20 protein-coding genes are annotated in these 20,601 nt (G+C 70.0%); 7 read left to right on the forward strand and 13 right to left on the reverse strand.

The window, feature by feature from the left end; genetic code table 11:
* Positions 1-4: 4 nt before the first annotated feature.
* The gene (gene purH / locus ACFHNC_RS13460; protein WP_437169732.1) at positions 5-1,579 is read right to left on the reverse strand and encodes a bifunctional phosphoribosylaminoimidazolecarboxamide formyltransferase/IMP cyclohydrolase; all 1,575 of its coding nucleotides are present in this window, start codon (positions 1,577-1,579) and stop codon (positions 5-7) included.
* Positions 1,580-1,732: 153 nt separating this feature from the next.
* Between purH and ACFHNC_RS13465 the strand changes: the two genes are divergently transcribed.
* Complete coding sequence (locus tag ACFHNC_RS13465; RefSeq protein ID WP_437169733.1) at positions 1,733-2,554, forward strand: NADPH-dependent oxidoreductase; 822 nt, start codon at positions 1,733-1,735, stop codon at positions 2,552-2,554.
* A 42-nt stretch (positions 2,555-2,596) separates the two neighbouring features.
* On the opposite strand, the gene ACFHNC_RS13470 is transcribed toward ACFHNC_RS13465, so the two are convergent.
* Complete coding sequence (locus tag ACFHNC_RS13470; RefSeq protein WP_437169734.1) at positions 2,597-3,439, reverse strand: DUF4886 domain-containing protein; 843 nt, start codon at positions 3,437-3,439, stop codon at positions 2,597-2,599.
* A 198-nt stretch (positions 3,440-3,637) separates the two neighbouring features.
* Here ACFHNC_RS13470 and ahcY point away from each other — a divergent pair, with 198 nt between their 5' ends.
* Positions 3,638-5,053, forward strand: a complete 1,416-nt coding sequence (gene ahcY / locus ACFHNC_RS13475; protein WP_437169735.1) for an adenosylhomocysteinase — start codon at positions 3,638-3,640, stop codon at positions 5,051-5,053.
* Positions 5,054-5,165: 112 nt separating this feature from the next.
* Positions 5,166-5,513, forward strand: a complete 348-nt coding sequence (locus ACFHNC_RS13480; protein ID WP_437169736.1) for a hypothetical protein — start codon at positions 5,166-5,168, stop codon at positions 5,511-5,513.
* A 24-nt stretch (positions 5,514-5,537) separates the two neighbouring features.
* On the opposite strand, the gene ACFHNC_RS13485 is transcribed toward ACFHNC_RS13480, so the two are convergent.
* From ACFHNC_RS13485 to ACFHNC_RS13515, 7 genes are all read right to left on the reverse strand, one after another.
* Positions 5,538-6,413: a hypothetical protein gene (locus ACFHNC_RS13485; protein WP_437169737.1), complete on the reverse strand. Its 876-nt coding sequence runs from the start codon at positions 6,411-6,413 to the stop codon at positions 5,538-5,540.
* A gap of 49 nt (positions 6,414-6,462) precedes the next feature.
* Positions 6,463-7,590 (reverse strand): glycosyltransferase family 4 protein, encoded by a 1,128-nt coding sequence (locus tag ACFHNC_RS13490; protein WP_437169738.1) that lies wholly within the window; start codon positions 7,588-7,590, stop codon positions 6,463-6,465.
* Between the two features lie 84 nt (positions 7,591-7,674).
* Positions 7,675-9,381 (reverse strand): heparinase II/III family protein, encoded by a 1,707-nt coding sequence (locus ACFHNC_RS13495; RefSeq protein ID WP_437169739.1) that lies wholly within the window; start codon positions 9,379-9,381, stop codon positions 7,675-7,677.
* Positions 9,378-10,046 (reverse strand): ribulose-phosphate 3-epimerase, encoded by a 669-nt coding sequence (gene rpe / locus ACFHNC_RS13500; RefSeq protein WP_437169740.1) that lies wholly within the window; start codon positions 10,044-10,046, stop codon positions 9,378-9,380. Before rpe ends, ACFHNC_RS13495 begins: the two co-directional genes overlap by 4 nt.
* 103 nt (positions 10,047-10,149) lie before the next feature.
* Positions 10,150-10,371, reverse strand: a complete 222-nt coding sequence (locus tag ACFHNC_RS13505; RefSeq protein WP_437169741.1) for a hypothetical protein — start codon at positions 10,369-10,371, stop codon at positions 10,150-10,152.
* 13 nt (positions 10,372-10,384) lie between these two features.
* Positions 10,385-10,852 (reverse strand): Lrp/AsnC family transcriptional regulator, encoded by a 468-nt coding sequence (locus ACFHNC_RS13510; protein WP_437169742.1) that lies wholly within the window; start codon positions 10,850-10,852, stop codon positions 10,385-10,387.
* Positions 10,853-10,950: 98 nt separating this feature from the next.
* Positions 10,951-12,273, reverse strand: a complete 1,323-nt coding sequence (locus ACFHNC_RS13515; protein ID WP_437169743.1) for an RsmB/NOP family class I SAM-dependent RNA methyltransferase — start codon at positions 12,271-12,273, stop codon at positions 10,951-10,953.
* Between the two features lie 49 nt (positions 12,274-12,322).
* Here ACFHNC_RS13515 and ACFHNC_RS13520 point away from each other — a divergent pair, with 49 nt between their 5' ends.
* A complete protein-coding gene (locus ACFHNC_RS13520; RefSeq protein ID WP_437169744.1) occupies positions 12,323-14,002 on the forward strand; it encodes an ArnT family glycosyltransferase in 1,680 nt (559 codons plus the stop codon).
* Positions 13,999-14,604, forward strand: a complete 606-nt coding sequence (locus ACFHNC_RS13525) for a DedA family protein (protein WP_437169745.1) — start codon at positions 13,999-14,001, stop codon at positions 14,602-14,604. The genes ACFHNC_RS13520 and ACFHNC_RS13525 overlap by 4 nt, the downstream gene beginning before the upstream one ends.
* Before the next feature lies 1 nt (position 14,605).
* Here the strand turns inward: ACFHNC_RS13525 and ACFHNC_RS13530 are convergent, their stop codons facing one another.
* Positions 14,606-14,893 carry a hypothetical protein gene (locus tag ACFHNC_RS13530; protein WP_437169746.1) on the reverse strand — a complete coding sequence of 96 codons (288 nt, stop codon included), beginning with the start codon at positions 14,891-14,893 and terminating at the stop codon, positions 14,606-14,608.
* Positions 14,894-14,971: 78 nt separating this feature from the next.
* A complete protein-coding gene (gene htpX / locus ACFHNC_RS13535) occupies positions 14,972-15,910 on the reverse strand; it encodes a zinc metalloprotease HtpX (RefSeq protein WP_437169747.1) in 939 nt (312 codons plus the stop codon).
* 175 nt (positions 15,911-16,085) lie between these two features.
* Between htpX and ACFHNC_RS13540 the strand changes: the two genes are divergently transcribed.
* A complete protein-coding gene (locus ACFHNC_RS13540; RefSeq protein ID WP_437169748.1) occupies positions 16,086-16,310 on the forward strand; it encodes a DUF1674 domain-containing protein in 225 nt (74 codons plus the stop codon).
* A 240-nt stretch (positions 16,311-16,550) separates the two neighbouring features.
* Here ACFHNC_RS13540 and ACFHNC_RS13545 read toward each other — a convergent pair whose 3' ends face one another.
* Positions 16,551-17,720 carry an MFS transporter gene (locus tag ACFHNC_RS13545; protein ID WP_437169749.1) on the reverse strand — a complete coding sequence of 390 codons (1,170 nt, stop codon included), beginning with the start codon at positions 17,718-17,720 and terminating at the stop codon, positions 16,551-16,553.
* A gap of 145 nt (positions 17,721-17,865) precedes the next feature.
* On the opposite strand from ACFHNC_RS13545, the gene ACFHNC_RS13550 reads away from it, so the two are divergent.
* On the forward strand, positions 17,866-18,576 hold the full coding sequence (locus ACFHNC_RS13550; protein ID WP_437169750.1) for an EAL domain-containing protein: 711 nt from the start codon (positions 17,866-17,868) through the stop codon (positions 18,574-18,576).
* A gap of 1 nt (position 18,577) precedes the next feature.
* Here the strand turns inward: ACFHNC_RS13550 and acs are convergent, their stop codons facing one another.
* Positions 18,578-20,521: an acetate--CoA ligase gene (gene acs / locus ACFHNC_RS13555; protein WP_437169751.1), complete on the reverse strand. Its 1,944-nt coding sequence runs from the start codon at positions 20,519-20,521 to the stop codon at positions 18,578-18,580.
* Positions 20,522-20,601: the final 80 nt, after the last annotated feature.

Here is a 20,601-nt window from a genome sequence, read left to right on the forward strand (position 1 = left end):
TGTCCTAGTGGCGAAAATGCCGCATGCCGGTGAAGACCATGGCGAGGCCGGCCTTGTCCGCCGCCGCGATCACCTCCGCATCCCGCATCGACCCGCCCGGCTGGATCACCGCGCTGGCGCCGGCGGCAGCCGCCGTCTCCAGCCCATCGGCAAAGGGGAAGAAGGCGTCGGAGGCGACGACGGAACCCTCCGCCAGCGGCCGGTCCAGCCCCGCCGCCTTGGCCGCCGCTTCCGACTTCCAGGCGGCGATACGGGAGGATTCGACACGGTTCATCTGCCCGGCGCCGATACCGACCGTGGCGAGGTGCTTCGCATAGACGATGGCGTTGGATTTTACGTGTTTGCAGACGCGGAAGGCGAAGATCAGGTCCTGCAATTCCTGATGCGTTGGCTGGCGGCGGGTGACGACCTTCAACTGCTCCAGGCTCACCCGCCCGGCATCGCGCGACTGTGCCAGGAAGCCGCCGGCGACCGACTTGAAGGTGGTGCCCGGCGCCGCCGGGTCGGGCAGGGAACCCGTCAGCAACAAACGCAAATTCTTCTTGCGCGCGAAGATGGCGCGGGCGGCGGCGTCCGCATCGGGGGCCACCACCACCTCGGTGAAGATGGCGGTGATGCGCTCGGCGGCTTCGGCATCCAGTACCCGGTTGGCGGCGACGATGCCGCCAAAGGCGGAAACCGGGTCGCAGCGCAGCGCCGCATCCCAGGCGGCGGCCAGGCTCTCGGCCTCCGCCACGCCGCAGGGGTTGGCGTGCTTGACGATGACGATGGCGGGTTGCTCGAACTCCGCGACGCATTCGAAGGCGGCGTCGGTGTCGTTCAGGTTGTTGTAGGACAGCTCCTTGCCCTGGATCTGGGCGGCGGTGGCCAGGCCCGGGCGCTGGCTGCCATCGGTGTAGAAGCCGGCGCGCTGGTGCGGGTTCTCGCCGTAGCGCAGGGTCTGGCGCAGCAGCCCGGCGGTGGACAGGCGCTGGGGGAATTCATCGCCGTTCTGCCCCGCGAACCAGCTGCTGATGGCGCTGTCATAGGCCGCGGTGCGGGCGAAGGCGGCTTGCGCGAAGCGGCGGCGCAGGGCCAGGGTGGTGCCGCCCTGGGCGAGCTCCGCCTGCACTTCCGCCAGCTGCTCCGGCTCCGTGACAACCACGACCGACGCAAAATTCTTCGCCGCCGAGCGGATCATCGCCGGGCCGCCGATATCGATGTTCTCGATGCAATCCTCGAAATCGGCGCCCTTCGCGACGGTCGCCTCGAAGGGGTAGAGGTTCACCGCCACCAGGTCGATCGGCGCGATGCCGTGTTGCTCCATCTGCGCCAGGTGCTCCGCCAGGTCGCGCCGGCCGAGCAGGCCGCCATGCACCTGCGGCACCAGCGTCTTCACGCGGCCGTCCAGGATCTCGGGGAAGCCGGAATGCTCCGCCACATCCTTCACCGGGATGCCGGCGATGCGGAGCGCCTGGGCGGTGCCGCCGGTGGACAGGATCTCGGCGCCGTGGGCGACAAGCTGGCGGGCGAATTCGACGATGCCCGTCTTGTCGGAGACGGACAGAAGGGCGCGGCGGATGCGGGTGGTGTCGGACATGATGCGGGGGGACCTGGCAGCTTTTCGCGCCGGGGTATGGACCCGGCGCGGGGCCGCTTCAACCGATGTGTCGGGAAGGCTGCCCTGCGTGTGCCCCTGGACCTCGCCCCCGCATTCACGTTACGCGGCGTCCAGATGCTGAGGAGTTGCCGCATGGACCAGTCCCCGATCGAGACCGTTCGCGCCCGCTACGGCGCCGGCGCCGGCCCGGATACCGCGCTGGAAGCGACCAACCCTGTGCTGGAGACGATGCTGAACCATCGCTCCATCCGCAGCTTCACAGAGGAGAAGCTGGCGCCGGGCACGCTGGAGACGCTGGTGGCCGCGGCGCAATCCGCCCCCACCTCCTCGAATTTGCAGGCCTGGAGCGTGGTGGCGGTGGAAGACCCGGCGCGGCGCGACCGTCTGGCCGATCTGTGCGGCAGGCAGGGCTTCATCCGCCAGGCGCCGCTGTTCCTGTGCTGGATCGCCGACAATTCGCGCCTGACCCGGCTGGGCGAGGCGCATCAGAAGAAGATGGAGGGTCTGGACTACCTGGAATCCTTCATGGTGGCGCTGGTCGATGCCGCACTCGCCGCGCAGAACGCGCTGGTGGCGGCGGAATCGCTCGGTCTCGGCACCGTCTATATCGGCCAGTTGCGGCAAAGCCCGGAGAAGGTCTCGGCCGAGCTGAACCTGCCGCCCGGCGCCTTCGCCTGCTTCGGCATGGCGGTGGGCCACCCGGCCGTGCAGGGCGCGGTGAAGCCCCGCCTGCCGCAATCCCTGGTGCTGCACCGGGAACAGTATGGCGTCGCCAGCGAGGATGCGGCGATCACCGGCTATGACCAGGCGCTGGGCGATTTCTCGGTGGCGCAGGGCATGGGGGCGCAGGATTGGACGCAGCGCATGATGTCCCGTGTCGGCACCGCCGCCGGGCTTTCGGGGCGCCACCGGATGCGGGATGCGCTGACGGCGCTGGGCTTTCCGCTGAAGTAGCGATCGCGAAGCCTCGCCCCCGATGGGGGCGAGGCGCGCGGCTCAGTTCGCCGCGGCTCGGCGGGTGCCGTAATAGTCCTGCACCGTGGCCCAGGCTGTGCGTTGCAGGAAGGCCACCGTATCCTCATCCAGCCCCGCGGTGTGACGGTTGCCCTCGGGTGAACGGCCGAACAGCGCGGCATAGGTGGTGGCGGCCGCCAGATAGGTGCCAGCCAGGCTTGGGTGGCGCTTGTCCGCCACATACAGGTCGAGCCCCGGTCGCTCCGCGATGGCGCGGGCGAAGGCGAGGCCAGCGGGGATAACCAGGGCGTTGTTGGCGTTGCCGGCGACCGTGTAGGCCTCGGCCAGTTGCTGCGTCATCTCCGGCTGGTCGGCATAGGCCCAGGACATGAAGAACACCGGTTGCGCGCCATGCCGGCGCACCGTCTCACTGTGGCGGCGTGCGGTTTCAGTGAACACGCTGCCCAGCCGGGGATGGATCGGGCACTGGCTGCAATCCATCATGATCGCGATTTCGAACAGGCGGTCATTGGTGTTGAAGACGATGTTGTTGTTTCGATCGAAGGAATAGGAGCGCAGCGCCTCCCGCCTGAAATAACTCTCCACATCATGCCAGTTGAGGCCGGAGCCGCTGATGGTGACGGAGGTGGTGGCGAAGCCGGCATGGGCGGGCGCCGGTGCCAAGCGGATCATCCGGTTCACATGACCATGCATGCTGTTGTTATAATAGAAGAAACTGTTGCCGATATAGATCGCGGAACGCGGCGCTTCCGGCCCCACTTCGCGCACCTGCGGGCGCGTCTGCGCCTCGGCGGGTGCGGCGACCAGTGCCATCAGGCAACCGAGCGCCAGCGCCACGCGTCGGCCAGGTAGAATTTTGGACATATTTTTCCTCCAAGGACTGCGGTGAGTGCTCGGGGAGCACGCACCGCGAGCCTAGACCCGACATTGCCGGCCAAGCCACTGGGACAAACGCATCTGATATAAAGATATCCTTATGAATATAGGGATATGCCTTGGCCCAAGCTTGGCAGGCTGCTAAAGCAGGCCGGAGCTAAGTCAGACGTTACACAAGGATTTCCCATGCCCGACGCCGCCGGCCAGACCCAGGACTTCATCGTCAAGGACCTTTCCCTCGCCGCCTGGGGCCGCAAGGAAATCAACATGGCCGAGGACGAGATGCCCGGCCTGATGGCCGTCCGCGCCGAATACGGCAAGCAGCAGCCGCTGAAGGGCGCGCGCGTCGCCGGCTGCCTGCACATGACCATCCAGACCGCCGTGCTGATCGAGACGCTGAAGCATCTCGGCGCCGATGTCCGCTGGTCCTCCTGCAACATCTTCTCGACCCAGGACCACGCCGCGGCCGCCATCGCCGCTGCCGGCACGCCGGTCTTCGCCATCAAGGGCGAGACGCTGCCGGAATACTGGGACTATGTGCAGAAGACCCTCGAATGGGCCGATGGCGGCACGCCGAATGTGCTGCTCGATGACGGCGGCGACATGACGCTGCTGGTGCATTACGGCCTGCGCGCCGAGCAGGGCGACGTCGCCTTCCTCGAGAAGCCGACCAATGAGGAAGAGGAAGTCTTCTACGCCCTCATCAAGAAGCTGGTGAAGACGAAGCCGGGCTGGTTCGCCGAGCTCGCCAAGAACATCGTTGGCGTGTCTGAGGAAACCACCACGGGCGTGCACCGCCTGTACGTGATGGCCAAGGAAGGCAAGCTGCTGTTCCCGGCGATCAACGTGAATGACAGCGTCACCAAGTCCAAGTTCGACAACCTGTATGGCTGCCGTGAGTCGCTGGTGGACGCGATCCGCCGCGGCACCGACGTGATGATGGCCGGCAAGGTCGCGATGGTCGCGGGCTTCGGCGATGTGGGCAAGGGCTCCGCCGCCTCGCTCCGCAATGCCGGCTGCCGCGTGATGGTCTCCGAAGTCGACCCGATCTGCGCGCTGCAGGCGGCGATGGAGGGCTACCAGGTGGTCACCATGGAAGATGCCGCGCCGATGGCCGACATCTTCGTCACCGCCACGGGCAATGTGGACGTCATCACCGCCGACCACATGCGGGCCATGAAGCACCGCGCCATCGTCTGCAACATCGGCCACTTCGATAGCGAGATTCAGGTCGTCGCGCTGCGCAACTACAAGTGGGACAATGTGAAGCCGCAGGTCGATGAGATCGAATTCCCCGACGGCAAGCGCATCATCCTGCTGTCCGAGGGCCGCCTGGTGAACCTCGGCAACGCCACCGGCCACCCCTCCTTCGTCATGTCCGCGTCCTTCACCAACCAGACGCTGGCGCAGATCGAGCTGTGGGCGAACCCGGGCAAGTACGAGAAGAAAGTTTATGTGCTGCCGAAGCATCTGGACGAGAAGGTCGCCGCCCTGCACCTGGACAAGGTCGGCGCCAAGCTGACCAAGATCACCAAGCAGCAGGCGGACTACATCGGCGTGCCGGAACAGGGCCCGTTCAAGGCCGAGCAGTACCGCTACTGACCAACTCCGTCGCCACCCTTTCCCCGCAGGGGGAGGGGGTGGCCGCGGCGCGGCTTGCATCCCGTCTTGTCTTCAGCGCAAATGCGGCGCGTTTCATCCGAGGGTCGCCGCCATGTGGGTCTGGGTTGTCGTTGCGGTGGTCTTCCTGTTCCTGATCGCCCGGACCATGCAGGAAAATGCCGGCAGCACCCGATCCGGCGCCGCCGCGCTGATTGGCACGGTGGCGGATGGGGCCGGTCTGGTGGCGCTGACGCTCGGCGTGTTCGGCCTGCTGCTGGCGCTGGTCTTCGGCTTCATTCCCGGGACCGGGCCGCGCCTGGCGGGTGACAGCCTCTACGCCACCTTGCTGTGGAGCATCGGATTGCTGGCGGTCGGCGCCTTGCTCATCCTGTTGAGCAGCGGCATCCGCCGCCTGGGTGGCTCGGCCACGCCGGTACCGGCGCTCCGCGGCGGGCACTGAAGCCCGCCACGCAGCACCCGCGCTTCAGTTGAAGCGACGGCTGGCCAGCAGAACCGTCTTCCGCGTGCCGACCTTGGCACCGATCACCGCCGCCGCGGCGCCCAGCAGCAGGGTCGCGAAGATCCAGTAGGCGCCGATCGACGCCGCCTGCGCCGTCGCTTCCGCCGCACGCCGCGCCTCGGTCTCGGCACGCTGCGTCACCTGGGTCGCCTCGGCCTCCAACTCCGTGATGCGCTGCGCCGCCTGGTCCTGCGGGATGCCGAACTCGACGGCGGCCAGCGCCGTCAGCCGGTCACGCGCCGCCGGGGTGAAGGCGCCGCTGCGGGCGCGTTCTGCCACCAGCCGCGTCATCTCGGCGCGGCGCTGGTCTTCCGTCATCGTGGCCGGATCGCCGCCGCCCTGCAGGCTGGATTGCAGCCGCTCCGCCAGCGCTTCCGGGTCGAAGGACAGGCTGCCGGCCTGCGGCATGGCTTCCACCATGGCGGAACCTGCGGTGCTGGCCGCGCCCTGCACCAGGGAACCGACACCGCGCGCCGTGCCGGCCGCGACATTGCCCAGCAGCACGGCCGAGATCAGGAAGGCGATGGCCCAGACGGACAAGCCGTGCAGCACGCCATCCGTATCATCCGCCGTGCCGGACAGCCGCGCCGCGACATAACCGCCGGCAGCCAGGCCGAGCAGGTTCGAGACCATCAGCCAGGCGGCGCCGGCGATGCCGAAGGTGCTCGCATCCGGCGTTTCGCCGGCGATTGTTGGCTCGATGGTCCCGGCGCCGATGGCGACGCCCAGGATGTTGAACATGGCCCCCACCGTCACGGCGACGAGGCCGCCGGAGAGGATGGCGCCCCATGAAACGCGTGAGGGCAGCTTGTCTGTGGTGGCGACGACGGTCTGCGACATTTCTGTTACTCCGGTGACGCGGCGTCAAACGTCCCGAAGTGATTGGAGTTCAGGCGGGAGTTGCGCCGGCCTCGAGAAGTTCCATGGTGTGGCGCAAAACCTTCACCTCATCAAAGCGGTCCAGCGCCCGCGCCCGGCTGGCCTCGCCCATGGCGCGCCGCATCCCGGGATCCTCCGCCAGGCGGCGCAGCGCCTGCGCCAGCGGGGCCACCTGCATCGGCGGCACCAGCAGGCCGGTCTCCCCCGGCACCACCTGTTCGCGCGGGCCGCGGATGTCGGTGGCGACCACCGGCAGGCCGGTGAGCATCGCCTCGATGATCGACATCGGCAGCCCCTCGAAGTGGGAGGGCAGGGTGAAGACATCCGCCGCCGCCAGCACCGCCGGCACATCGGTGCGGTAGCCCAGCATCACCAGCCGCCGGCCGAGCGTGGCGGCGGCACGCTCGAAAAGCGGGGTCAGATCCTCGCCATGGTCGCTGGCCAGCCGGTTCCCGGCCACCCACAGCACGCAGTTCGGCGGCGTCTCCGCCATCGCCGCGAGCAATTCGCAGAACCCCTTATGGCGAACGAGGCGGGAGATGGCGACCACGACGCAATCCCCCTCCGCCACGCCCATCTCTGCGCGCAGCCGGGCGCGGGCGACGGGGTCCGGGCGGAAGCGGGTGGGGTCGCGGCCGTTCAGCACGGCGACCGGGTTGGGGTGGATACGCAGCCGCCGCGCATCCTCGGCTTCTTCCGCGCTGACGGTCAGGTAGGTGTGGGTGATGCGCCCGGCGGCGCGTTCCAACCCCAGCGCCAGGCGGCCGCGCCACCACGGGCCGGGCTGGTTGAACAGGAAGCCGTGGCAGGTATAGGCGATGCGCGGAACGCCGGCGATGCGCGCCGCGGTGCGTGCCAGCAGGCCGCTGATCGGCATGTGGGCATGCACCATATCGGGCTTTTCGGCCCGCATCACCGCCACCAGTTCCGCCAGGGCGCGGGCCTGGCGCAGCGGGTGCAGGCTGCGGGCGAGCGCCACCGGCACCACCCGGAACCCCTCCGCCCGCGGCCCTTCCAGCAGCGGCCCTTCGGCGCAGACGCCGACCACCTCATGCCCCCGGTCCCGCAGCCCGCGCATCAGCGGCAGGATGAAGTGCAGCAGCGCGAAGTCCACATTGGTGACTTCGAGAATCTTCATTGCAGCCTCACGCGGCACGTGCCGCGGCGGCCATTCGGCCGCTCGGCCGGCAAAAGAGCCGGCCGCCACATGACGCGCGAGGCATTACTCCGGCTGCGGCTCGGGTGCTGCCGGGGCGGTTGCGCTGATGCGGGCCAGTGCCCATTGCAGCGCCGTGGCGCCGGCCCCGCTATGCAGGGCCACCTGCTGGCTGCGGCGCGGCTCGCCGCCCAGATAGATGCTCTCCTCGATCGCCACGCGGATGTCCTTGCCGACGCGCAGCCGCCAGCCGGCGCCGGAGGGCAGGCGCAGCAGCGCGCCCTGTTCATCCTGTTGCAGGCTGGCGGCGACGGCGGGGTGCAGATGGAAGCGCACGATGAAGCCGGGCACCGCCACATCCTTGGCGCCTTCCAGCAGATCCTCCCCGATCAGGCTGTCGCCGGATTCGGACAGGAACAGGCGGCGGCGGTGGCGCAGGCCGAATTGCCGCAGCCAGCCATCATGCGTCGCATCCAACCACAGCTTGCCGTCTTCCTCGAAGCGGTCCGTGGTGACCGTCTCGACCCGCCGGCCGAGGCCCTCGGGCCTGAGTTCGGAGGAATTGGTATCCGCCAGCACCAGGGTGGAATGCGCCGCGGTGGCGCGCAGCGCGTCGCGCCATTCGCCCTCCGCGGCCGGCGCCGCACCGCAATTGACGATCAGCCTTTCCCGCCCGGCGGACATCTCGAAGGCCAGCGTCCCGGCATGGGCGTTGCGGTCGGCGCCGCGCGGCAGGCCGCCGGGGGAGGCCTCGCGCCGGGCGGTGGCGGGGGCGCCACAATCCATCACCACCAGCGTGCGGCTGGCGGCCAGGCGGTGGAAGCCGGTATCCGGCAATTGCGTCGGCGCCCGGCCGCGCGACTGGCCCTGCGTCAGCACCAGATCGATGAAGGCGGCCTGTTCGTCCCGCGTGCCGTTGAACAGCGCGAGGCCGCCATCGGCATGGCGCATCATCCGCAGCGCCGGCGCGGCGCGGTCCAGGGTGGTGGCGAGCTGGGGCGGCGCCTCCACCCCCGCGCCATGCAGCAGGTTGCGAATCTCGATCAGGTCCTGCACCGCGGCAAGCTGCATGCCGGGGCTGCGCTCCACATGGCCGCCATCCGGGCGGAACTGCCGTTCCAGCTCCTGCGGCAGGAAGCGGACACAGCGGGCGAGCCAGGTTTCCTCCTCCAGCGCCACGGCGCCGGCCATGCCGCCCTTCAGCGCGACCAGCGCGCCGCGATGCGCGGCCTCCGCCGGCAGGCCGGCGACCACGCCGCGGGCATCCTGGGCCAGGCGCTGCATCAATTGGCGGCGCAGCCCGTCCTCCGCTGTCGCCGCAAGGAAATCCCAATGGCCGAGCCAGGCGGAAATGCGGGCGCCTGCCACTTCCGGCGCATCCGCCAGCGGGTCATGGGCGCCATGCGCCAGCCAATCCGCCGCCAGTGCCCGGCCGCGCAGCCGGGCTGCATCCGTGCCCAGCGCGCGCAGGTCGCGCAGCCAGGCGAAGGCGTGGGCGGCGGCGTACCAGGTCTGGCTGCCGCCGGGCTGGGTCTGGCTGCCGCCGGCTTGGGCCGGGCTCCAATCCGGGCGGCCGGGGGCCTCCTCGCCATCCTGTGGGCGCAGCGGGCGGGTGGTGCCGAAGGCCTCGAATTCGCCGCGCAGCAGGCGGGCGCCGCGCGCGGCATCGCCGGGCCAGAGGTCGCGGAAGGACCGGGCCGGGCCGTCCGGCACCTTGATCGGCTTGAGGTTGGCGATGATGCGGCGTGCGCCGCGCAGGACCCCCCCGATCATTTGGCGTTCCCTCCCCCGCGCAGCCCGGCGATCGCGGCTGCGTAGTCAGACGTCCCGAACACGGCGGTGCCGGCGACCAGAACATCCGCCCCGGCGGTCAGGCAATCCGGCGCCGTGGCGGCGGTGACGCCGCCATCCACCTGCAGCGCGATGGGCCGGCCGGTGGCTTCAATCATCGCGCGCAGCGCCGCGATCTTGGCGAGCTGGCTGCGGATGAAGGATTGCCCGCCGAAGCCGGGGTTCACCGACATCACCAGTACCAGGTCGCACAGGTCGATGACCGGCGCCACGGCCTCCACCGGCGTGCCGGGGTTCAGCACCACGCCGGCCTGCTTGCCCAGCGCGCGGATGGTCTGCAGCGAGCGGTGCAGATGCGGCCCGGCCTCCGGGTGCAGGCTGATCAGATCCGCGCCGGCCTCCGCGAAGGCGGCCAGGTAGGGGTCCGCAGGTGCGATCATCAGGTGCACGTCGAAGAACATGGCGGAGGATTTCCGCAGCGCCTTCACCAGCCCCGGGCCGAAGGAGATGTTGGGCACGAAATGCCCATCCATGATGTCGAGGTGCAGCCAATCGGCGCCGGCGGCCTCGATGGCGGCGACTTCCTGGCCCAGCCGGGTGAAATCGGCGGCGAGGAGGGACGGGGCAATGCGGATGGGTGCGGACATGTCCCGGCGGTTCTAGCCTTCGCCGCCCCCTGGGGGAACCGGCCCTCGTCGCAATAACGGGAGGGTTGAACGCCGCCGCGCCGGGCTTTCGCCAGGAGTCAGGCTAGGTCCTTCGCAGGATGGGTCCCGGTTCCCGGCCAGGGTGGGGAAACTCCCCGGGGCCCGGTACGCCTTCGGCGGGAAGGCCCGGGGCAGGACAGGTGCGCGGCGTGGCGCATTCGCCGTGCAGATAGCGCGCGATCGGCATCTGCTGGATGCGCGGCCAGCCGAACCACAGCGCCGCGGCCAGCAGGACCGCGAGGATCAGCCAGTCCTGCCGCCGCATCGGACCCGCCGGGTCAGATCGGCAGCGCCGTGGTGCTCTTCACCCGTTCCATGGCGAAGCGGCCGGTGACCTTGCGGAGCGAGGGCACGGCGGCGACGAAGCGGCGGTAGAAGGCATCGTAGCCCGCCATGTCCGGCACCACGACGCGCAGCAGGTAGTCCACATCGCCGCCGAGCCGCCAGCATTCGACGATCTCCGGCAGGGACGCGACCGCCTCCGCGAAGCGGGCAATCCAGTCGCCGGAATGGTCGCCGGTCTCTACCGCGACAAAGACCGAAATCGGCAGGCCGACACGGGCTGGATCGACCAGCGCGACGCGGCCGGTGATGATGCCGGCTTCCTCCATCCGGCGGATGCGCTTCCAGCAGGGGGTTGGCGTCAGCCCCACCTCCTGTGCGATCTCGGCCAGGGAACGGGCCGAGTCCTGCATAATCAGGCGCAGGATCTCGCGGTCGATACGGTCCAGTTCGGCGGCAGCCATGATGCGGATTTCATCCCCTGACTTGCGGGATATGTAGCATGATCCTCTCCCGCGCCAAGATGCGGGCGGGGTGCGGGAAATGTTCTGCTATGCGGCGTTCAGGCGCGCCGGAAGCGGGCGGCGAAGAAACCATCCAGGCCGCCCTGGTCCGCCCACATGTCGGGCCGCGTCCGCAGCGTGCCGCCGCGGACCAGCGCGGTGCGCAGGCCGGGCAACTCGATCGGCGCGATCGGGTCCGGCACCAGGCCGAGGGCGGCGGCGCGGGCCAGATGCGCCTCCCCTTCCTCCGGCTGCAGGGAACAGGTGGCGAATACCAGCCGCCCGCCGGGACGCAGCAGCTTCGCCGCCTGCGCCAGCAGCCGCGCCTGGGCTTCCACCAGCGCCACCACATCCTTCGGGCGCTTCAGATGCGGAATGTCCGGGTGGCGGCGGATGATGCCGGTGGCGGAGCAGGGGGCATCCAGCAGCACCGCGTCGAAATTGGCCTCCGCCGGCATCCAATGCGCCGCATCGGCTTCCTCCACCGTCACGGACAGCTTGAGGCGGGCCAGATTCTCCCGCAGCCGTGCCGCGCGCTTGGGGTCGCGCTCCACCGCCGTGACGATGCCGCCGGCGGTGGCGAGCTGCGCGGTCTTGCCGCCGGGTGCCGCGCACAAATCCGCCACGCGTTCGCCCGGCTTCACCGCCAGCAGGCGGGCGGGCAGGGCGGCGGCGGCGTCCTGCACCCAGAACTGGCCCTCCGCCAGGCCGGGCAGATCCGTCACGCGGGTGCCTTCCGGCAGGCGCCAGGACCCGGTGGGCAGTAGGGTCGCGCCTTCGGGCGGGGTGGCGCCGGGGGCGAGGGTCAGGTCCAGCGGCGCGGCGGATTGATGCGCGCGGGCGATGGCGCGAGCGCCGCCCGGTCCATAGGCGGCATGCCAGGCGGACCAGAGCCAGGGCGGCGTATCCAGCCTTTCCCGGTCCAGGCCTTCGTAGATCTCGGCGCCCTCGGTCGCGACCTTGCGCAGCACGGCGTTCACCAGCCCGGCGAAGGGCCGCGGCACCACGGCGACGGTGGCGGCGACGGCCGCATGGGCCGGCGTGCCGAGCAGCAGAAGCTCCGCCGCGCCCATCCGCAGCGCGGCGCGCACCACGGGCGGCGGCTCCCGCCGCAGATGGGGTTCCAGCACGGCATCGATGCTGCCGGCATGGCGCAGCACAGCAGCGGCCAGGCGGTGCGCGGCGGCGCGGTCGCGCGGCTCGATCGCGGCGGGAAGCTGGTCCAGCGCCTCCTCCAGCGGGCGGCGGCGGTCGAAGACGGCGGCGAGCAGCAGCAGCGCGGCAGACCGCGTGCCCGGCGGCGGCGCGCCACGGTTGGCGCGGGCATTGGGGGGCTTGGCGTTCCGCTTCGGGGCGGCGTCCGGGGGATTTGTGGGGGGCATGCGATGGGGTTTATGGCCGCCCGCGGCGCGCCATGCTAGGGCCGCGCGCATGCACGGGCTCCGCGATTTCCTTGATCGGCTGCCGGAGACGCGGCGCCCGCTTCCCTGGCTCGTGCTGCTATGCCTGCTGCTGTGGCTGCCGGGCTTCTTCAGCATTCCCGCCGGCGACCGCGACGAAAGCCGCTTCGCCCAGGCCAGCCGGCAGATGGTCGAGACCGGCGACCTGGTCCGCATCCGCTTCGGCGAGGTGGAGCGCAACAAGAAGCCCGCCGGCATCCATTGGCTGCAAGCCGGCTCGGTGCGGATGGTGGAAGCCTTCCGGCTCGGCGACCGCGACGATATCTGGGCCTATCGCATTCCGTCCCTTGCCGGCGCGATGCTGGCGGTACTGGCCACGGCGCATCTCGGGCGGGCGCTGGTGGGGCGGCGGGCGGCCTTTCTTGGCGCGGCGATGCTGGCGGGATGCTTCGTGCTGGGCGTCGAGACCCACATCGCCAAGACGGATGCGGCGCTGCTGGGCACCATCGTCGTCGCCATGGGGCTGATGGGGCGGGCCTATGTGCAGCCCATCGGCTTTGGCGCGGGGGCTGCGGCCGTCTTCTGGCTGGTACTCGGTGTCTCGATCCTGCTGAAGGGGCCGATCGGGCCGCTGGTGGCGGCGCTGGCCGCACTCACCCTGGCCATGGTGGATCGCGCCTGGACCGCTGGCGCCCCCTGGCTGCGCGCGCTGCGCCCCGGCTGGGGCGTGCCGCTGATGGTGCTGGCCGCCGCCCCCTGGTTCATCGCCGTCACCATCGCCACCGAGGGCCGCTTCCTGACCGAGGCGCTGGGCGGCGACATGCTGAGCAAGGTGGGCGGCGCCGATGAGAACCATTGGGGGCCGCCCGGCTACTACCTGCTGAGCTTCGGCATCGCCGCCTTTCCCGCCGCCTTCCTGGTGCTGCGCGCCGCGCCCGGCATCTGGGCGGACCGGCTGCAACCGGGCACGCGTTATCTGCTCGCCTGGGCCATTCCGGTCTGGCTGATGTTCGAGGCGGTGACCACCAAGCTGCCGCACTACGTGATGCCAACCTACCCGGCGCTGATGCTGCTGGCCGCCGCCTGGGCGCTGGACCCGCTGCGCCGGGCACCGCCGCGCTGGCTGGCGCTGCTGGCGACGGTCGGCGCCATCGCCACCGCGACCGGGCTTGGCATCGCCTCGGCCGTGCTGCCGGTGCTGGCGGATGGCGCGGTGGACCCGCTGTCGCTGCTCGGACTGCCGGCGGCGGCGCTGTTTGGCTGGGGCCTGCTGCGGATGCTGCGCGACGGTGCCCCGGCGCGGGCCGCGCTGCTCGCCGTGCTGCTGGCGGTGCCGTTGCAGGCGGTGGCGCTCGGCCTGGTGCTGCCGCGGCTGGAGGCGCCCTGGATCTCGCCGCGGCTGGCCGAGGCGGTGCGGATCGCCGCACCCGGCCTGCCGGATGACCGCTTCGGCGTGGTCGGCTACCACGAGCCGTCCCTGCTGTTCGCGATGGGCGGGGAAATCCGGCTGTTGCGGAACGCCGCCGCGGCGGTGGATTTCCTGGCCGGCGAACCCGGGCGGCTGGTCGCAGTCGGAGACCGCGATCTGGCCCGTTTCCGGACGGATGCCGCCACAAGCGGCCTGGCGGTGACCGAGCACGGCACCGTCGCCGGCTTCAACTATTCGCGCGGCCGCAGGGTCACGCTCACGCTGTATCGGATTGCGCCATGATCGAGTGGGTGACGAACATTGTGGCCGCCGGTGGCTGGCCAGGCGTGATGGCGCTGATGTTCATGGAGAACCTGTTCCCGCCGATCCCGTCGGAGGTGATCATGCCGCTGGCCGGCTTCGCCGCGGCGCGCGGCCAGATGTCGCTGACCCTGGCGCTGATTGCCGGCGTCATCGGCACGCTGCTGGGCAATGCGGTCTGGTACGAGCTGTCACGCGCCATCGGCGCCGACCGGATCCGCCCGCTGGTCGGCCGCTACGGCCGCTGGTTCGCGGTGGGAGAGGACGACCTCCGCAAGGCGGAGGCGACGCTGGCGAAATACGGCCCCATCGCGCTGTCCTTCGGCCGGCTGCTGCCCGGTATCCGCACGCTGATCTCCATCCCCGCCGGTCTGATCCGCATCCCGCGCCCGGTCTTCTACCTGTACACGACGCTGGGTACCGCAGTCTGGATCACCTTCCTGACCATGGCCGGCTACCTGCTGGAGGATCAGTACGACCAGATCGAAGGCTGGCTGGAGCCGCTGGCCTACGTCGTCGTCGGCGGCTTCATAGCCACCTATGCCTGGCACATCTGGAGCACGCGGGTGCGCCGGAAGCCGTAAGTCAGCGGCGACGCATGACGGCGGGGACGGCCACCCGGACCGGCATCGGCCGGCCGCGCGGCCGCTGCGGCGGGTCCGGCGTTGCCAGCAGCATGGTCGCCACGCCGATCTGCACCGCGCCGAAGGTCAGCCCCAGGAACACCCACAGCAGCGCGGCCGGCCACCAGTGCCCGGCCGCCTTCAGCAGCAGGCTGCGCGCATCGCCAGGATCGGCCAGCAGCAGCCCGGTCATGGCCAGGGTGGCGATGCCGAAGCCGGCCGCACCCTGGATCAGGAAATGTCGGATCAACCGGGGCATCCTTCGCCAGATGAGGGGTGACCACATGGCGGAACCTCCATGAAAGGAGAGGTCCCACGCAACGCGGCTTCAGCCCCAGGGGTTGCGGCGCGGCGGGTTGCTCCAGGGGCCACCAGCCTGGCGCGGTGCTGCCTGGCGCGGTGGCGGCGCCGCGGGCGGGCCCATCCGGCCGGCCAACTCCCGCAGCGCGGCGACGCGGTTTTCCGTCTTCGGATGGGTGGAAAAGAGCCCATCCATGCGCAGGCCGGATAGCGGGTTGATGATGAACATATGTGCGGTTGCCGGATTGGCCTCGGCGGCCTGGTTGATCCGGCCGGCCTTGTAGCCCTCCAGGTGCAGTAGGGCGGAGGCCAAGCCCTCGGCATCGCCGGCGATCTCGGCACCGATGCGATCCGCCTCATATTCGCGCGATCGGCTGATCGCCATCTGCACCACCATGGCGGCCAGCGGCGCCAGCACGATCATCAGGATCGTGCCGATCATGCCGAAGGGGTTCTGGCGATTGTCGCCGCGGCCGAACAGGAAGCCGAATTGCGCCAGCATGCCGATGGCGCCCGCGATGGTCGCGGTCATCGTCATGATCAGCGTGTCGTGATTCTTGATGTGGGCCAGTTCATGCGCGATCACGCCCGCCACCTCACGCTCCGGCATCATGTCCAGCAGGCCGGTGTTCAGCGCCACCGCCGCGCGCTCCGGGCTGCGGCCGGTGGCGAAGGCGTTGGGCTGGTCCTCATGGATCACATACAGCGCCGGCATCGGCAGGCCTGCATTGGCGGCCAGCTGCTGGGTCATCTGGTACAGGCGCGGCGCATCGTTCGGCCCGATCGGCTGCGCATTGTGCATCCGCAGCAGCATGCGGTCGCTGTTCCACCAGGCGAAGACGTTCATGCCGCAGGCGACCAGGAAGGCGATCACCATGCCCTGCTGCCCGCCGATCATGAAGCCGACGCCGACGAACAGGGCGGTCATGCCCGCCAGCAGGATCGCCGTCCGCAGATAGCCGCTCATCTCGTGTCCATTCCTCCGCGCAAACTTCGGCTGATGCCGACCTGGCCCTCCGAAGCGGGCAGGGACCACCTACATGTGGTGCATGAACAACGCGATTCACGAGGGCCGGCTCCTGCCGCCCGAAAGCAACCCCCTCTCGGCCCAGCAGGTGCCCCTGCCACCGACGGATCCCACCATGCCGCCGCCCGGGATGCCGGTGCCGGAGGTGCCGCCCGCGCCGGTCGAGCCGCCGCCGGACGGCATCCCGATTCCGGGCGAGGCGCCGCCGCCGCCGGTTGGCGATCCGCCGGCCGAGAAGCCGATCCGCCTGGCGCTGCCGCCCGAGATCGGCGGGCCGAAGGGGCCGGAGCCGACACGCTATGGCGATTGGGAACAGAAGGGCCGCGTCACCGACTTCTGATTGTCACGGCGTGTTCCGCGACTCGGCCGCGACTCGGGGAACGCGCTTGTGGCCCGGCGGCGGTGCAACCCCCAGGGCTTGTGGTGGGAGAACGGATTCAGCGCGTCAGCGATTCGTTCGCGCGACTCGGGCCAGGGGCTTGATTCGGAACGGCGGGCGGGCGGGCCGGCAGGTCCACGATTCACCCTGCGTTCCAAATTGGGGCGAATCGCGAACCGGAACATCCGGGCGGACGCGGCCTCAGCGGCCGCGGCGGGACAGCCAGAAACCCAGCCCCAGCACGCCCAGCGCGGCGATCACCAGCGCCCATTCGGCGCCGATCGCGGCCCGGCCACCCCCCATCACGGCCGGGCCAAGCGACTGGCCGAGGAAGAAGCTGAAGGCATGCAGCGCCACCGCGCTGCCGCGGGCCATCGGCGCCACCTCCGTCACCCGGGTCTGGATGGAGCTGTGCATCATGTAGAAGCCGAGGCCGAGCAGCAGGCAGCCCGCCACCAGCACCGCCGCATGCGCCGCCGCCGCCTGGGCCACCAGGCCGAGCGCCGCCAGCACGCCGCCCAGCAGCACCATGCGGGACTGGCCCATGCGCCGCAGCATCAGCCCGGCGAGTGCGGCGAAGACGAAGCCGCCGATGCCGAAGGCGGCCACCGCGAAGCCGGCTTCCGTCACGCCGCCCTGGCCACGCTCCGCCAGCAGCGGCGCGATGAAGGGGAAGATGCCGAAGATCAACATGCCCTCCAGGAACACGCAGGCATACAGCACGCGTGCCGCCGGCAGGGCGATGATCTGGCGGTAGCGTTGCAGCGAATCCGCCAGGTTCAGCTTCGGCCCACGCTGTTCCGGCTTGCCCGGCGGCGAACGCAGCATCGGCAGGGCGGCGAGCGCGGCGCCAGCGCAGACCAGCGTCACGCCGCGCCAGCCGATCCAGGGCTCCAGCGCCGCCGACAGCAGGGCGCCGCCGGCCGAGCCGGTGAGCCCCGCCACCAGCAGCCGTGACAGCGCCACCTGCCGGCGTTCCATCGGCACATGGTCGCCAATGGCCGCGATGGCGAGCGGAAAGATGCCGCCCGCCGCGGCCCCGGCCAGGATGCGCAGCATGGTCAGCGTGCCAAGGTCCGGCGCCAGGGCGGCGGCGGCGAGTGCGACCGCCAGCGCCACCAGGCAGATCCGGATCACCCGCCGCTTGCCCGCCGCATCGCCCAGCGGCCCGAGCACGGGCTGCACCAGCGCATAGGGCAGGGCGAAGGCGGTGGACAGCAGCGCGATGGTGGCGGGGCTGGCCGCGAAATCCTCCGCCAGCACGCCGACCAGCGGGTCATAGGCGCGGGTCGCCAGGTTCGAGGCAAGGCAGGCCAAGCCGAGCACGAGGATCAGGCGGCGCGTCTGTCGCCTATCGGGAGGGTCGGCCATTTGGCGGGATGCTGCGGGCAAGCGGGCCGTTCCGCAACCGCGCCTTGTGCAACCCTGATGGGCGACGAGAGGTGATGCGATTGGTGCTCGACGGGCGCCGCGTAAAAATTTATGAATAATTTATCTTTTACTGGATGAGCCCACCGTGACCCCCCGCTTCGCCATCGCCTTCCAGCCCATCGTCGATGTCGAGACCGGCCTGACCCTGGCGCAGGAAGCGCTGGTGCGCGGTCCGGCGGGCGAAGGCGCGGCCACCGTGCTGGGCGCCATTCCGCTGGAGGCGCGCTACGCGGTGGATGTGGAGATCCGGCGGGTGGCGCTGGCGGAGGCGATGCGCCTCGGCTTGGCCGCAACCGGCGCCGCGCTGACGCTGAACATCTTCCCCGGCTGCATCGGCCAGCCCGAGTGCTGCGCCAGCCGCACGGTGGCGGAGGCGGAGGCGATGGGTTTCCCGACCGATCGCCTGGTGTTCGAAATCAGTGAGATGGAGCCGGTACAGGACCCGGAAGCGCTGGCCCGCGCCCTGGCGGCGCTGCAACGGCGCGGCATTCGCATCGCGCTGGATGATGTCGGCACCGGCCATGCCCGCATGCCGCTGCTGCTGCTGTGGCGCCCGGACGGCGCCAAGATCGCCCGTGAGGTGATCATGGGCCTGGACCAGGATGCGGCACGCTTCGAACGGGTGCGGGCGACGCTGGCGCAGCTGCACGCCTTCGGCATGGCGCCGGTGGTGGAGGGGATCGAGACGCCGGGCGAACTGGCGGCGCTGCGCCGCCTAGGCGTGCGCGCGATGCAGGGATTTCTGTTCGCCCGCCCTGGATTTCGCGCGCTGCCGGTGCCGGTGGTGCCGCGGTAGCTCAACCCACCCGGTTGTCCACCAGATCCTGCACCACGCCGGGGTCCGCGAGCGTCGAGGTATCGCCCAGCGCATCCGTCTCATTCGCCGCGATCTTGCGGAGGATGCGGCGCATGATCTTGCCGGAGCGGGTCTTGGGCAGGCCCGGTGCCCACTGGATGGCGTCCGGGCTGGCGATCGGGCCGATTTCCTTGCGGACCCAGGCGATAAGCTCCTTCCGCAGTGCCTCGGACGGCTCCTCGCCGGTCTTCAGGGTGACATAGGCGTAGATGCCCTGGCCCTTGATCTCATGCGGCATGCCGACCACCGCGGCCTCTGCCACCTTGGGGTGCGCCACCAGCGCGCTTTCCACTTCCGCCGTGCCCATCCGGTGCCCGGCGACGTTGATCACGTCATCCACCCGGCCGGTGATCCAGTAGTAGCCATCGGCATCGCGGCGGGCGCCGTCGCCGGTGAAGTAGGTGCCCTTGAAGGTGGCGAAATAGGTCTGCACGAAGCGGTCATGGTCGCCATAGACCGTGCGCATCTGGCCCGGCCAGCTATCCAGCAGCACGAGGTTCCCCTCGGTCGCGCCCTCCAGGAAGTTGCCGTCATTGTCCACCAGCGCCGGCTTCACGCCGGGCAGCGGCAGGGTGGCGGAGCCGGGCTTCTGGGCGATGGCGCCGGGAAGCGGGCTGATCAGGATGCCGCCGGTCTCGGTCTGCCACCAGGTGTCCACGATCGGGCAGCGTTCATCACCCACCACGCGGTAGTACCAGAGCCAGGCTTCCGGATTGATCGGCTCACCGACGCTGCCCAGGATTCGCAGGCTGGCGCGGCTGGTGCGCTGCACGGGTGCCTCGCCGTCCCGCATCAGGGCGCGGATGGCGGTCGGCGCCGTGTAGAAGATGTTGACCTGGTGCTTGTCCACCACCTCCCAGAACCGGGACACGGTGGGGTAGTTGGGCACCCCCTCGAACATCAGCGTGGTCGCGCCATTCGCGAGCGGGCCATAGACGATGTAGGTGTGGCCGGTGACCCAGCCGACATCCGCCGTGCACCAGTAGATCTCGCCCTCGCGATAATCGAAGACGTTCTGGTGCGTGAAGCTGGCCCAGACCAGGTAGCCGCCGGTGGTGTGCAGCACGCCCTTCGGCTTGCCGGTGCTGCCACTGGTATAGAGGATGAACAGCGGGTCCTCCGCGTTCATCTTCTCCGGCTCCGCCGTTTCCGGCTGGGTGTCACAGGCGTCCGACCACCAATGGTCGCGCTCCGCCAGCATCTGCACCGCGCCGCCGGTGTTCTTCGCGACGATGACGTTGCGGATGGAAGGGCAGGTCCGCAGCGCCTCATCCGCATTGGCCTTCAGCGGCACCTTGCGGCCACCGCGACGGCCCTCATCGGCCGTGATCAGCAGCACGCAATCCGAATCCTGGATGCGCGACGCCAGGCTGTCCGGCGAGAAGCCGCCGAAGACGATGGAATGCACCGCGCCGATGCGGGCGCAGGCCAGCATGGCGACCGCGGCCTCGACGATCATCGGCAGGTAGATGCAGACCCGGTCGCCCTTGGCCACGCCCATGCCGCGCATGGCGTTGGCCAACTGGCAGACCCGTGCGTGCAGGTCCTTGTAGGTCACCTTGGCGTCGCTGTTGGGGTCATCCCCCTCCCAGATGATCGCCACCTGGTCGCCGCGGGTCGCCAGATGCCGGTCGAGGCAGGAGACGGAGGCGTTGAGCACCCCATCCTCGAACCACTTGATCGACACCTTGCCTGACTCGGCGCCGAAATCGACGTTCTTGATGACCGTCGGCGCCTGCATCCACGCGATGCGCTGCGCCTCCTTCGCCCAGAAGGCGTCCGGGTTGGCGGCGGCTTCCGCATACATCGCCTTGTAGCCCGCCTCATCCACATGGGCGCGCGCGGCAATGCCGGGCTTCACGGCGATCAAGGTTGTTTCGGTCATTGGGCGTTCCCCCGGTCCCTTAGGCACAGTCTTCTCGGCGCATCGCGTTCCGGCCTATTGGCCGGTTTCTGAAGCATGAA

This window comes from Falsiroseomonas sp. E2-1-a4, assembly GCF_051433165.1.
Lineage (GTDB): Bacteria > Pseudomonadota > Alphaproteobacteria > Acetobacterales > Acetobacteraceae > Falsiroseomonas.